This is a genomic window from Pyrinomonadaceae bacterium (assembly GCA_036277115.1).
In the GTDB taxonomy this organism is placed as follows: Bacteria; Acidobacteriota; Blastocatellia; order Pyrinomonadales; family Pyrinomonadaceae; genus UBA11740.
In genome coordinates, this window is sequence record DASUNM010000024.1 from 180,554 (window position 1) to 193,816 (window position 13,263).

At 57.0% G+C, this 13,263-nt stretch carries 9 protein-coding genes and 1 tRNA gene; 2 read left to right on the forward strand and 8 right to left on the reverse strand.

Features of this window, described 5'->3' with window-relative positions:
* The first annotated feature begins 15 nt into the window (after nucleotides 1-15).
* On the forward strand, nucleotides 16-645 hold the full coding sequence (locus tag VFX97_14340; protein HEX5704379.1) for an SCO family protein: 630 nt from the start codon (nucleotides 16-18) through the stop codon (nucleotides 643-645).
* 214 nt (nucleotides 646-859) lie between these two features.
* Here the strand turns inward: VFX97_14340 and VFX97_14345 are convergent, their stop codons facing one another.
* Together VFX97_14345 and VFX97_14350 are read right to left on the reverse strand one after the other, a co-directional pair.
* Nucleotides 860-2,554 carry an alpha/beta hydrolase-fold protein gene (locus VFX97_14345; protein ID HEX5704380.1) on the reverse strand — a complete coding sequence of 565 codons (1,695 nt, stop codon included), beginning with the start codon at nucleotides 2,552-2,554 and terminating at the stop codon, nucleotides 860-862.
* Between the two features lie 194 nt (nucleotides 2,555-2,748).
* Nucleotides 2,749-3,621 carry an AraC family transcriptional regulator gene (locus VFX97_14350; protein HEX5704381.1) on the reverse strand — a complete coding sequence of 291 codons (873 nt, stop codon included), beginning with the start codon at nucleotides 3,619-3,621 and terminating at the stop codon, nucleotides 2,749-2,751.
* Nucleotides 3,622-3,989: 368 nt separating this feature from the next.
* On the opposite strand from VFX97_14350, the gene VFX97_14355 reads away from it, so the two are divergent.
* The gene (locus VFX97_14355; protein ID HEX5704382.1) at nucleotides 3,990-5,129 is read left to right on the forward strand and encodes a twin-arginine translocation signal domain-containing protein; all 1,140 of its coding nucleotides are present in this window, start codon (nucleotides 3,990-3,992) and stop codon (nucleotides 5,127-5,129) included.
* Between the two features lie 58 nt (nucleotides 5,130-5,187).
* Here VFX97_14355 and VFX97_14360 read toward each other — a convergent pair whose 3' ends face one another.
* From VFX97_14360 to VFX97_14385, 6 genes are all read right to left on the reverse strand, one after another.
* Nucleotides 5,188-6,051 (reverse strand): hypothetical protein, encoded by an 864-nt coding sequence (locus tag VFX97_14360; protein ID HEX5704383.1) that lies wholly within the window; start codon nucleotides 6,049-6,051, stop codon nucleotides 5,188-5,190.
* A gap of 143 nt (nucleotides 6,052-6,194) precedes the next feature.
* Complete coding sequence (locus VFX97_14365) at nucleotides 6,195-9,554, reverse strand: PDZ domain-containing protein (GenBank protein HEX5704384.1); 3,360 nt, start codon at nucleotides 9,552-9,554, stop codon at nucleotides 6,195-6,197.
* Nucleotides 9,555-9,787: 233 nt separating this feature from the next.
* A tRNA-Lys gene (locus VFX97_14370) sits at nucleotides 9,788-9,863 on the reverse strand.
* A 103-nt stretch (nucleotides 9,864-9,966) separates the two neighbouring features.
* Entirely contained in the window at nucleotides 9,967-11,277 is a 1,311-nt protein-coding gene (locus tag VFX97_14375) for an adenylosuccinate synthase (protein HEX5704385.1), read from the reverse strand.
* A 160-nt stretch (nucleotides 11,278-11,437) separates the two neighbouring features.
* A complete protein-coding gene (trxA, locus tag VFX97_14380) occupies nucleotides 11,438-11,782 on the reverse strand; it encodes a thioredoxin (protein ID HEX5704386.1) in 345 nt (114 codons plus the stop codon).
* Nucleotides 11,783-11,840: 58 nt separating this feature from the next.
* Entirely contained in the window at nucleotides 11,841-13,259 is a 1,419-nt protein-coding gene (locus VFX97_14385; protein HEX5704387.1) for a glycogen synthase, read from the reverse strand.
* Nucleotides 13,260-13,263: the final 4 nt, after the last annotated feature.

Consider the following 13,263-nt stretch of genomic DNA (forward strand, 5'->3'; position numbering starts at 1 on the left):
GGGAGGGAAGCGAACGTGGCAAAGCTCAAAACGCAATCACTTCTATGCTGCTGTTTGCTCCTGCTCTGCACCGTGGGAGCGCGAGCGCAGCAGCAGAAGAACGCAACGGGCCATTCGCATGGACATCAGCCGGTCACAGACTCCTCCCCGTCTGTGCCGGCTCGACTAGCGATTCCTGATGTTGAAATTCTGGATCAGAACGGAAAGAAGCAACGGCTCTATACCGACTTGGTCAAAGGCAGAAAGGTCGTAATCAACTTCATCTACACTTCGTGTACGTCCTACTGCCCACTTTCGGGTGACAACTTCGCCCGGCTGCAAGCACTGCTGGGGAAGCGAATGATAAAGGACGTGTACCTGCTGTCGATCAGCACTGATCCCGAAACCGATACGCCGGCAAAACTCAAAGCCTGGAGTGCGCGATTTGGACCAAAACCCGGCTGGACGCTTGTTACGGGAGAGACACCGGCGATGCAAACGTTACTAAAGGCATTCTTGGGCGAAGGCCCGCGGCGCGGGGAACATACGCCGATTGCATTTGTTTTAAACGACGAACGCGGCGGCTGGCAGCGCACCTTTGGCTTGGAGTCGCCGGAAAAGCTTTTGGAGATATTGGGCGAGTTTTCCGCGCCGGCAAGAAAATAGCTCTGGAAATAATGGGAGAGCTCGTGTCAGACCCGGAGCAAATCCCTCTCCCTTTGGGAGAGGGTGGGGTGAGAGTTCTCGACGAAGTCGAGAATAGCGACGGGATCGACACTCAAGTTGTGTTTTGATCTGGTCGATATAGCCACCCACCCTGCCTTCTCCCAAAACATCTCCCAGTATTAGACGGCTGCGGCCAGCACTGACGCGTAGAATCCTAATGAGCTCCGAGTAAATTGATCAGGCCGTCGGCGAGCGCCCCACGCCAACTTAAACCATCGTGGCCGCCGACGAACTGCTGATAGTGAACCTGGTAGCCTTTAGCGAGTAATACGTCACGCAAATGACGCGTGCTTTCCAGGATCTCACCGCCACTGCCGGCGGTGTCGGCTTCAAATGTTCCCGCCGTTAGATAAAAGCGCAGAGGCAATTTGGGACTCGCCAGGAATTCCTTAACCAGGAAGTTGCCTTCGGTCGTAGCATCCCGCGAGCCGTCGCCGCCGCGTCCCCCGGAATCGGGACAGCGTGCGCCACAGATTCCATCGTTATGTTCGGGCGACCACCAAAAGGCGCCGGATCGGCTGAGTACGTTGCCAAAGACCCTGGGGTGACGCCGAGCGACGTACACTGATGCAAGACCACCAGCGCTATAGCCAGTGACCACGGTTTTCTTCGGGTCCTTTGTAACGTTGTAGTGTGACCGAACCCAGGGAAGAAGTTCCTTGGCCGTAAAATCCGCGAACTCATCGCTGGCGACGAGGTCTACCAGACGCCGGCCGGGAACATTCTCAACAAATACCGCAACGGTCGGAGGAATTTTGGAAGCTGCAATGAGATTGTTCAGCGTCGTCACTGGAGACGCATCGTTCGCCAGGTCTTCGCCGTCGAACAAAATCAACAGCGCATTGGGGGGACCATCTGCTTTATAGTTAGCCGGCGTGTAAACAGAAAAGGGCCGGTCAATTTTTTGAATGGCGCTCTTGATGGTTTGTTTCTCGACGCGTCCTTCCGCTACTCCGGGTTTGCTGACGAGCCATGGTTGCGGCGCAACTCCAGGCAACTCCGCCACGCTTCGACATCTGAACTTGCTGGTCTCGGGCGGACATTTGGATAACGGATTCAGACTGAACGGATCCGCCTGCCTGGTGGCTGCGCGCTGTGCAGCGCGCGGACCCTCGGACGTTAAGGGATCGTTTGGCGACAGTTGGTAGTTAACCCGGGTCCCGCTGGGGAGCTTCAAGGTCAAATACCAAATGTCCGAGTTAGGAATGTTGTGCATCGAGTATTTGTTCGCCGTACCATCAAACCCCCAAAAAGAGCCTATGACGAACACATTTCTCGTGTCGTGCTTACTTCGCCACAGGAATGTAACCAGTTGATATTTGCCGTCTGAACCATAGGCTTCGGTGAGCGGCGTGCCCTGTGCTTTTACCTCTTTCCAGAAGCTCTCTGTGTTTGTCTCACCTGCGCTAATCTGTTTACGAAGAGCCTGAATCCGTGTGGTCGGATAGGGATCGCTCGCGGGCTGAGGTTTGAGTCGCTCGTCGAGCGAGACCACTGCGCCGATGGACAATTCATAACTGGCTGTTTGGTCGCCCGAATTCTCAATCTTGAAGGAATACGAGCCGGCGCCTTCGGCAGCAAAGGGAAACGATCCTTTCGCCTCGGTCGCTGAGCCAGTTGCCCGCCGAGCCACCGTTCCGTCGGGATTCAGAATAAAAACGTTGACCCTGCCCTTGTACCCCAGCGAAATGTTGAAATAGTCACCGTCGTTCAGGGCAATTGAGAAGAAATCAGTCTTGCCGGGCTCGATCTTTCTGGCCACGGGCTGATTTGGCGAGAGTTTCTCTTGCGCGCTAACTTCCGGCGCCGGCAAGCACAGGAAACAAAGTAACAGCAAACAAATTTTCATGGGACCCCTTGCTTTAACCTGTGTTGAAGTTTCAAAACTCCGTGAGTCTCTGTGAAGCTCTGTGCCTCTGTGGTGAGACTACCTTAACAATCACCACCGAGACACTGAGCTCCACAAAGGAAGCCACCGAGAGAGCCGCATGTTACCTGAGGACAACGTCGCCGTCTGTTACCAGATTAGGATTTTGTATGATTTTAAGATTCGCGCACGAAGCTTCGATACTCGCGCGGCGTGATCCCAACATGCGATTTAAAGACCTTTGAGAAGTGGCTCTGATCCGCGAAGCCTGCCTGCAAAGCGATCGCAGACAACGGCAGGTCTTCGCGTTTGAGTTCGGCGCAGGCATGTTCGATTCTTAGTTTGCGCACGAATTCACCAACCGTGACTCCGAACTTCTGGCGAAAAGCTGTGGCCAGGTAAACGGGATGTACGCCAACTTCAGCCGCGATCTGTGTGAGCTTCAAGTTTTCGGAAAAGTGTTCGGTAAGCATTTCGCGAGCTTGCCTGAGCCATGCAGGTGCGGCTCCGATTCCGTTGACAGGCTGCCGGGTGGCCTCAGCCAAAAGCTCGAGTGCTAAACCTTCAATCGCTAATTTCGCGGCGCTGTCGGTCTTGTGAAACTCACGATTGAGTCGCGCGCATAGTCTCGTCAAAGTACCGCCATAAAACTCAAATGCGCTTTCCAACCTAAGGGAATCCGCTCGTAGTCTATCAATCCACTGGGGAGAAATTTCCAGCACGAAGACTCGGGCGTCTGCGCCATGAACAAGATCTTCGTGTGTTTGGCCTGACGCGCGAAACGTCAAAGCAGAAGGCCGACAAACAACTTCTCGGTTTCCGTATCGCTCGGTATAGGCTCCCTGCAAGACGAAACAGAAGTACGAGTTTTCGTGAGCGTGCCGCGGCAATCTGGAGTGCGGGTCAAACGCCGATTCCGTCAGAATAAAATCCGCAACTGCCAGACTCTTTGTGACGTGACCATGCAAGTTGCCGGGCCGTAGTCTTTGGATGACCATATCCACGAATAGTAAATGGTAAATGGTAAATCGTGAATGGAATTCCCGCATGGGCGGCAACGAACCGCGAAGCGGCGGGGGCGGTAGCCTGTGCGGCGGCTAAGCCGGGGGCCCACAATCTCCTCGAGCTCTGTAAACCTCTTGGTGGTTTCGTGCGTACTAGTTAGTCTGCACAAATGGGTTGCAACCAGTAAGATTCTAGAGTTGTGCGCACTGTTCGGTTTGAAAACAACCTCTCATTCTCGCCGTCGCTTTAGCGCGGCGATCAAGTCGGCGCCCGGCTTGGAAACCGTTTCAAAGGGTTTCTGTTTTATCGCGGCAGTTCACCGCCGGGCTAAAGCCGCGGCGTGAATAAGAATATGCAACGTGCACCCTTTTTGGATCGTGAAAGAAAGCAAAATTCATCAGGAGCTTAATTGATGTCATCAAATCGGAGAACCTTCCTTAAACTTTCCGCCATGGCCGGCGGCGGTGTCGGCCTCGGAATGATCCCTGGCATATCGCTCGCCGGGCAGAAAAACCAGAAGAGCCTGCGCATCCTGATCCTCGGCGGCACCGGCTTTACCGGTCCCTTCCAGGTGCGCTACGCATTAAGTCGCGGCCACAAAGTGACCGTATTCAATCGCGGTCGCACGCATCCCGGCGAATTGCCGAAAGAGGCCGAGCAGTTAATCGGCGACCGTAACGGACAGCTCGACGCGCTGAAGGGCCGAACCTGGGACGTCGTGATCGACAATCCGGCGACGCTTCCAGTCTGGGTCCGCGACGCGGCGCAAATTCTGAAAGGTAATGCCGACCGCTACGTTTACATTTCTTCCACCGCGGTTTATGCCGACACCAGCAAGCAGGGCATGGACGAGACGGCGCCGCTCACGAAATACACGGGCGCGGATGCGTTGAAAGAAACGAGTGCGACCATGCGCGCCAGCAACTTCTCACTGTTTGGGCCTTTGAAGGCGCAGTCGGAAGCGGAAGCTGAAAAGTGGTTTCCTAACAAGACCCTCGTCATTCGTCCCGGATATATCGTTGGTCCGGGCGATGAATCCGATCGATGGACCTATTGGCCCGTGCGCGTGGAACGTGGCGGCGAAGTCCTGGCGCCGGGCAGTCCCTCGGATCCTATGCAGATCATCGACGCGCGCGATTTAGCGGAATGGACCATTCGCATGGTTGAGCAGGGCACCGTGGGCGCTTTTAACGCCACCGGACCTAAATCAAGACTGAGCATGGGTCGAATGCTTGACGATATTAAGAAGACGACGAGATCAGACGCTCGCTTTACCTGGGTTCCGGACGAATTCCTGAAAGAGCAGAAGGCCATCGACGAGTTTCCGATTTGGACTTCAAGCAAGGGGCCGTATATCAGTTACCTAACGACGAACGTCGACAAGGCGCTCAAGCACGGACTGACCTTTCGCCCGTTGTCCGAGACGACGAGGGCCACCCTCGAGTGGTTCAGAAAACAGACACCCGCACGACAGATAAGAATGCGCGCCGGGATGAAACCGCAACGCGAATCTGAACTACTGGCGGCGTGGCATGCGAGCAAGAAGAAGTGAAGGGAAGGCGCGTAGCGCCGGGATGAAATAGCCCCGACCGTCAGGTCGGGGGACCAGATTACGGCTCGACCTGGCCCAGCAATTCCACTTTTCCAGAACCGCGGATCACGCGGACGCGCTGACCGTCGTTGTTCGAGTCGCTGCTTTCAAGCAGAAAGACAGCATCGCCGAACGTTGCCACTGCCGTGACACGCCAGCCGCCCACGCTCCGGTCGACGACGTGTTGCGAGCCGTCCGTGTCGATGCGCACAACCTGGCCGATATCTGGAAGAGCCGTGTAGATGCGTTTACGTTCGTCGGTCGCGATACTCCAAATTCGCGGCGCTCCGGTCGAGTTCCAGATCTTCGGGTCGATTAGCTTGCCATCGACTCGAGCCACCAAACGTATGACGCCATCCTGACCAACACGCCGGAGGTGGTTGCCATCCGAAAGGTAAAGTGTTTCATCGGCCGCCCAATGATAGGCGATGACCTGCTGCAAAGGTGGTTCGCCCTTTGCGACTTCGCCTGCGCCTCGGAAGCGCCGCACAGTTCCGGCAGAGGTCCGTTCCACGATCTGCGCGCCCTTTTGGAAAATAAGCGCACCGCGTTTGCCGACGGCAAAAACCAGGGCGTTCACGTGTGACTCTTCGGCAACCTTGAAAGGCTTGCCGCCGGCGAGGTCAATGCGAAACAGGGCGCCGCCCATCTCCTGAAAAGATTCTGAGTAGATCCGTCCATCCAAACCGCGCGTCGTCCAATGCGCGTGAAAGTTCTTCGCTAACGCTTGTTGCTTCTTGCCCTTCTCCAGCCGCCACACGGCGTTGTACATCGAGTCTCCGAAAATCACCGTATTGGCATCGAGGGCGATCAGACCGCCGCCCGGATGAGCGGCCACAGAAACGGGCAGGATAAGAAATAGCAGCGCCTTGATAAGCTTCATTGTCCGAATCGCCCTCCGAGTGAATCCATTTTACCGGTGAAAATGTAATCGCCTCTCGGAAGTGGCGTTCACTTCCAAGAGGCGATGTTCCTTTCTATGACTGGCAGCGGCTATAAACATTCCGCTCCTCCGGAGCGGCCCGCTTATGGTTGCCGGTTGCCAGGCTCGCGACCTTTTACCACCGGCCGGGGTTTGTGATAGTTCGGATACGCCGGCCGCTTTACCTTCGGTGGCGGGTTCTTTTGAAGGGCCGTCATCACCACCTCGACCGCTTTCTCAAGTTGCGGATCACGTCCTTCACGCCAGGCCTTCGGATCCATTTCGACCTCGATGTCGGGCGAGACACCGCGGTTCTCAACTTCCCACTCGCCTTCGGGGCTGTAGAACGCGAAGTGCGGCGCCGTTACTGAACCACCGTCAATCAACACCGGGTAACCGCCGATGCCCACCAGCCCGCCCCAGGTTCGCTTGCCGATAAGTGGGCCAATGCTGTGCCGGCGAAACATCCAGGGCAGTAAATCGCCGCCACTGCCGGCGTACTCGTTGATGATCATGGCCTTTGGACCAGGCAGCGTGCCGAATGGTTGGCGAAAGTCATCGCCATCGCGCACTGCCCAGTAGCTGTTCAGCGGCTTTTGCAGGTAATCGATGATGTAGTCAGCCGCGTGACCGCCGCCGTTGAAGCGCTCATCAATTACTGCTCCCTGTTTGTGGAGCTGCGCAAAGTAGTAACGGTTGAAGTTGGTGTACCCACCTCCAGCCGTGTCGGGCAGCCAGACATAGGCGAGCTTGCCGCCGGTCATCTGGTCCACCTTGCGGCGGTTGCCTTCGATCCAAGCCAGAGTTCGCAAGCCGCCTTCGTTCGGAACCGGCACGACCGTTACTTCGCGAGAGCCGGCGCCGTCCGGGTTGGCCCCGACGCGAATCACAATCTGTTTGTTCGAGGTGTTCTGAAAGTAGCTGTAAACGTTGTCATTCGCCGTGAGATTCCGGCCGTTGACGGCGAGCAGGTATTCGCCCTCCTGCACGTTGACCCCTGGTTGCGTGAGCGGGGCGCGCAGTTGCGGGTTCCAATTCTCACCATCAAATATTTTCGCGAAACGATAACGGCCGTTTTCAATCGCGTAGTTTGCGCCTAGCAATCCGCCCGGCACGCGCTTGGGGTCGGGCAGGTCTCCGCCCCCGACGTTGAGATGGCCGACCGTCAACTCGCCGAACATTTCCTGGAAGAGATAACTCAGGTCAGCGCGGTGAGTGAGCGCATTCAGGTACGGTTCATACTTCTTCGCCGTGGCCTTCAGATCGAGGCCGTGGTAATTGGGGTCATAGAAAAAGTCGCGCTGAATGCGCCAGGCCTCGCGATACATCTGTTGCCACTCGGCCTTCGGGTCAACATAGACCTCGATGTCCTCGGTCTTGATCTTTCCTTCGCCGGGTTTGATCGGCTGGGTGGTGGAAGCGATGAACCAGTTGTCGGCTTGACCGGCAGTTTGACGGAAGAGCATCTTTTCGCCGTTGGCCGAGAGGTCAAAGCTGCGCACTCCGTCCAGAACCTTTTCGAACTTGCGCTTCTCCATGTCGAACTTGTGCAGCGTGACCCCCGTCACACCGGGAGCAGGCGGCCCAGCTTCAATAAGGAAGACGGTATTCGCTTTACCCGTCGCCAATCCTACGAAGTTGCGAGCCGGGATTGGCAGAGCAAGGACGCGCTGGTCGGCACGCTCAAAATCAATTGTGACTTTCGGCGGCGCCTTCTTGTCATCCGGCTTAGCGCCGGGCTTAGCAGCGGCCGCAGGCGCAGCCGGATCGGTTTTCTGCTCGCCCTCCGCCGGCTTGTCGCCCGCTTCAGGCTTTTTCTCGTCGCCGGTTTTCTCTTCATCGCTTTCAGGCGCGAGCGGCGAAGGGTCGGTCTTTTTCAGGACGACCACGTAGGCGCTGCGCGTCGGCTGATGCGGATAGCCCGACATATCGAAGCCGGAAAGTTTCGGCCCGATGTCGGTGCTGGCCATGAAGTAGAGGTGCTTGCCATTCTTGTCGAACGCAGCCCAACTCGCATCACTCAAACCGTCTGTCACTTGCCGCGTTTTCGCTTCCTCCAACGAATAGATGAAGACCGCGCTGTACCACGACTCCAAAGGCTTGGTGTAAGCCAGCCAGCGGCTATCCGGCGACCAACTGGCATTGAAGCCTGCACCGCGTCGCGAGGTGTCAACCTTGATCGGCGTTCCTTTGTCGATATCCACGTACCAGAGGTTGAGCCGCTTGTCCGTGAACGCAATCTTCTTGCTGTCGGGCGACCAGTTTGGCGCGTAGAAGAAGGATGGCGGATTTCCGAGGCTGATCTTTTTGACCTCGCCCATTCCGCTCTGCTGTCTGAGATGGAGCGCGTACTCGCCCGACTCATCGGAGAAATAGGCGATCCACTTGCCGTCCGGCGACCAGGCGGGGTCGCGGTCAGCGACGCCCGTGGTGTTGGTCAGATTGCGTACGTCACCCTTCTCGGCAGGCACGGTGATAATTTCGCCGCGCGCTTCAAAGAGAGCGCGCGCGCCGGTCGGAGAGAGGTTGGCATTCAGGATGCGGTCGGCAACCTTCTCGTACTTCGCCCGGACTGACGGGACATCGGCGTTGATCGTGACGGGGACGCGTTTAGTCTTACCCGACTTTAGATCGTAAAGATTAATCGAGCCGAACTGCTCATAGACGATCGCATCAGCGGATGCCGACGCCGACTTAATATCCAAGCCGTCGTTCTCAATTACTTCCGATATTCTTTTGGAGGCCGTGTCGTACGCAAAGAGCGTAATGGTTCCGTCGCGGTCAGAAAGGAAATAGACCTTGCGCGAATCTCCCGACGGCCACATAGGATTAAAGTCGTTGGAATCAGTCCGAGGTATCTTCTCAACGCTCGAGTCGCTCAGGTTAGCAAGGTAAATGGGAGTGGCCAGGCCGCCACGATAACGCTTCCACGTGTTGAAAGCGCGCGGCAGCGGCACGTATGCGAGCCGCGCGCCGTCCGGCGAGTACGAACCTTCGTAAGCCATCGGCAGCGGCACCTGCGTCGGTTGCACGCCATCAACAGCCATCGTGAAGAGCTGCGCCGTGCGCCCGCTTTCGGCCTGGCGGCCAGAGACAAAGAGCACTGATTTTCCATCCGGCGTCCAACCCGCAAGTTGATCCCCGCCGGGATGGTAGGTCAGCCGCCTGGGCACACCGCCCGCGGCGGGCATGACATAAATATCCACGTTCCCGTCGTATTCACCGGTGAAAGCTATCCACTGCCCGTCGGGCGAGAATTGCGGGCTGAATTCCCGCCCAACTCCCGTCGTCAAGCGGCTAGCCTCGCCGCCATCGCGCCCCACCGCCCACAAATCGCCGGCGTAGGAAAACACGATGTGTGTTTTATTCAGCGTCGGCGTCCGCATCAGGAGCGAGGTGGCTTGCGCAGAAACGAAGGACGTCGCGCTTAGGATTAACGCTAAGATCAGGATTAACTTTTTCATTTCAACTCCTTATTGAGAGAAACATGGCTAAGTGTCCGGGCTGAACCATAATCGCTACACTCGGATCTTTCGAAGAGCCGCCGAAGGGATGGCACGCACTCCCGCGCTCCAGTCGATGAGGGAGACCTCAATCACGACCAGTTGGAAGCACGAGAATTCTTTGAAGGGTCCATCCCTGAAAATTCCTAAACGGTGTGGACGTTAGGCAAGGTTATCCATCTACATCACTAAAGTGGTGAGCCGAGCAGGACTCGAACCTGCGACCCACTGGTTAAAAGCCAGTTGCTCTACCAACTGAGCTATCGGCCCACGGAAGAACTGAGTTTAAGAAGTCCAACGTCCAAAGTCCAATGTCCAAAGTTCCACCCAGGCGAATTGCGTACATTGGACTTTGGACATTAGACCTTGGACTTCAACGAAGCCACTCCGCCAACAATGACTCGCGCACCACGATCGTCTGTGAGCGTTCAGGGCCGGTGGAGATCAAACCAATCTGCACGCCGATCTGGGTTGAAAGGAAGTTGACGTACTCGCGTGCGGCGCGCGGAAGGTCGCTCAAATCGGTGACGCCGACAGTTGGGCTCTTCCAGCCTGGCAGCGTTTCATAGACGGGCACAACGCGACGCATCTCGTGCGAGACCGAGGGAAGCGAATCAACCTTTTTCCCGTTCATTTCATAGCCGACGCAGATTTTGATTTCGTCCAAAGCATCCAGCACATCGAGCTTTGTCAGGGCCACGGAACTGAAGCCGTTGATCTCAGCCGCGTAGCGCGTGGCGAAAGCGTCGAACCAGCCGCAGCGACGCGGGCGGCCCGTTGAGGCGCCGTATTCATGCCCGCGTTCGCGGATCAACTGGCCGAGTTCTTCTTCGCCCTCGAGCATCTCGGTGGGAAACGGCCCTTCGCCGACCCGCGTCGTGTACGTGCGGACGATGCCGAGCACGCCGGTGATGTGCTTCGGCGCGAGACCGGTGCCGACACACGCGCCGCCGACTGTCGTGCTCGACGAGGTAACGAATGGATACGTGCCGTGATCGACGTCGAGGAGCGTCGCCTGAGCGCCTTCCAACAAAATCGTGCGACGCGAGGCGGCTGCCTGATTTAAAAAGTGACTGGTGTCGGCGATGAAGGGCGCGAGACGCTCAACGAGAAAAGACGTCTCCATGATAATCGTGTCGGCATCGAGGGGATCGCCGCCGTAGGCTTCGATGATTCGGTTCGCGTCTTCCAGGTTGCGCTCAATCCGTGAACGCAGAACTTCCGGAACCAGCGCATCGGCGACCCGAATGCCGCGCCGGCCGGCCTTATCTTCGTACGCCGGGCCGATGCCGCGCAGCGTTGTGCCGACTTTCTCGTTACCCAGACGTTCTTCGCTCGTGTGATCCAGCGCGCGGTGATAGGGAAGAATCAGGTGCGCGCGTGAACTAACCTTCACTCGCTCAGGCGTAATGTGGATGCCCTGCGCGGCCAGCCGGTCGGCCTCTTCGAAGAAGGCTTTGGGATCGATCACCATGCCGTTGCCGAGCACGCAGGTCTTGCCTTCGTGCACGATGCCGGACGGCAGCAGATGAAGGACAAACGACTGGTTCCCGACCTGCACTGAATGACCGGCGTTGTGACCGCCCTGGAAGCGGACGACAATGTCGAAGCGCTCGGCCAGCAGATCGACGATCTTGCCTTTGCCTTCATCACCCCACTGGGCGCCGATGACTGCGATAACCATAAAAACAGTCCAACGTCCAAAGTCCAAGGTCCGACGTCCCTCTAAAGTCTAAAGTCACCGGCTTTGGACTTTAGACTTTGGACATTGGACTTACTTAGACACAAAACAGGCGCGGCTGTTCTCACAAACAAAGATAGCCGCGCCTGAAACTCTTAAAAACTTAAGCCGTGGCCGCGGTACTGATGTGCTTGTCCAGCATGCGCGAGATGGCGCCTTCGGAAGTGGCCCCGACCACACGCTCTTCTTCGCGGCCGTTCTTAAAAAGAATCAGGGTCGGAATGCCCTTGATGCCGTAACGCTGCGAAACCGACGGGTTGTCATCCACGTTCAGCTTCACCACGCGCGCTGTCGATGCGTACTTGTCGGCGACGGCTTCGACGGTGGGCGCGAGCATGCGGCAGGGCGCGCACCAGGCCGCCCAGAAGTCGACCAGCACCGGCTGCTCATGCTTCAAAACGTCTGCTTCAAAACTGCTATCACTAACTTCTCTTACGTTGTCACTCATTACTTAAGCTCCTTGAAACTATCTCTTGGTTCGGTGGAATCGGTGCCCGTTTGCCGCCTCACTTGAGCATCGATTCGTAAAACTGAATGTAATTTTTGGCTGCGGCCGACCAGGAATTGTCTGCGACCATTCCATTACGTTGAATCTTCGCCCACGCTTCCGAGTTGTTATAAAAGTAAAGCCCTTCGCGAATTTTTTCAAGCATGGCCGCCGCGTTGTACGGACCGAACTTGAAACCGTTTCCCGTGCCGTTCTTTGCATCGAAATTCCTGACGGTATCTTCAAGTCCGCCCGTCGCCCGCACGATGGGAACTGTACCGTAACGCATGCTGTACATTTGATTCAGCCCGCAAGGCTCGTACAAAGACGGCATCAGGAACATGTCGGCGCCCGCTTCGATTTGATGCGCCAGTGGTTCGCCGGCGTAACCTTTGTAAACGCCGACACGTTGGGGCGCGGCATCGTGCCAGCTCTGCAAAAAGTCCTCGTACTCGCGAGCGCCGGCGCCGAGCGCGATAAAGAAAGCGCCGGTATCGAGGATGCCACCCGCCGCTTGTCGAATCAGGTCATAGCCTTTTTGTCCCACGAGCCGCGAGATGATGGCGATGATCGGCCGTTCAGGTTCCGCGGGCAGCTTGAAGCGACGAAGCAAATCCAGTTTGCATTCACGTTTACCCGAAAGGTCGTCAGCCGAAAAGTTCTTTGCGATATGAGGATCTGTCTCAGGATTCCAAACGTCGTAGTCCACGCCGTTGGTGATTCCGGCGAGCCGGTCGCTGCGCGCGCGCATCAGCCAATCCAGGCCATAACCCTGTTCGGACGTCTGAATCTCGCGTGCATAAGTTGGGCTGACGGTCGATAGCGCATCGGCGGCGACGATGCCGGCTTTCAGGGCCGACGCTGCGCCTTCCAGCATGAACGCATCGCGATAAGCAGCGAAATCCATCCACCAAAGGTTCTCGGGATCGAATGCACCCTGATATGCGAGGTTGTGAATCGAGAAGAGCACCCGTGTCTCGGCAAAGAACGGCTCGTGCCGCCGCCGCGCGCGCAATTCCACGGACGCAAATCCGCACGGCCAATCATTGAGGTGAACAATGTCGGGCTTGTCGCCGATTCTTTGCAGCAGCGCGATCGCCGCGCGACAGTAGAAAGCGAACCGCTCGAAATCGTCGGTGTCGCCGTAAATCGATTTGCGCGAAAAATAGTGCGGCGATTCGATGAAGTAAGTCGGCGCGCCCAGCGCATCACTGATGCGGACCGGAACACGCGGCCGGCGACCACGCCAATTCACTTCGAGGTCTTCGGTGTATGTGCCGGTGAGCAGGCCTCGATCGACTTGATCGTAGAGCGGCAGAATCAGGAGTGAATCAACGGTTTCGGCGTGAAGCGCTTTAGTTAAGGCTCCGGAAACGTCGGCCAGGCCGCCGGTCTTGGCGAAAGGAAGCGCTTCGGATGAAAGGATTGCTACGCGCATTAGG

Bases quoted from the DNA above. Each gene is read 5' to 3' on its own strand.
- VFX97_14345 (HEX5704380.1), bottom strand. From the start codon at position 2,554: ATGAAAATTTGTTTGCTGTTACTTTGTTTCCTGTGCTTGCCGGCGCCG.
- VFX97_14350 (HEX5704381.1), bottom strand. From the start codon at position 3,621: ATGCGGGAATTCCATTCACGATTTACCATTTACCATTTACTATTCGTG.
- VFX97_14355 (HEX5704382.1), top strand. From the start codon at position 3,990: ATGTCATCAAATCGGAGAACCTTCCTTAAACTTTCCGCCATGGCCGGC.
- VFX97_14360 (HEX5704383.1), bottom strand. From the start codon at position 6,051: ATGAAGCTTATCAAGGCGCTGCTATTTCTTATCCTGCCCGTTTCTGTG.
- VFX97_14365 (HEX5704384.1), bottom strand. From the start codon at position 9,554: ATGAAAAAGTTAATCCTGATCTTAGCGTTAATCCTAAGCGCGACGTCC.
- VFX97_14375 (HEX5704385.1), bottom strand. From the start codon at position 11,277: ATGGTTATCGCAGTCATCGGCGCCCAGTGGGGTGATGAAGGCAAAGGC.
- trxA (HEX5704386.1), bottom strand. From the start codon at position 11,782: ATGAGTGACAACGTAAGAGAAGTTAGTGATAGCAGTTTTGAAGCAGAC.
- VFX97_14385 (HEX5704387.1), bottom strand. From the start codon at position 13,259: ATGCGCGTAGCAATCCTTTCATCCGAAGCGCTTCCTTTCGCCAAGACC.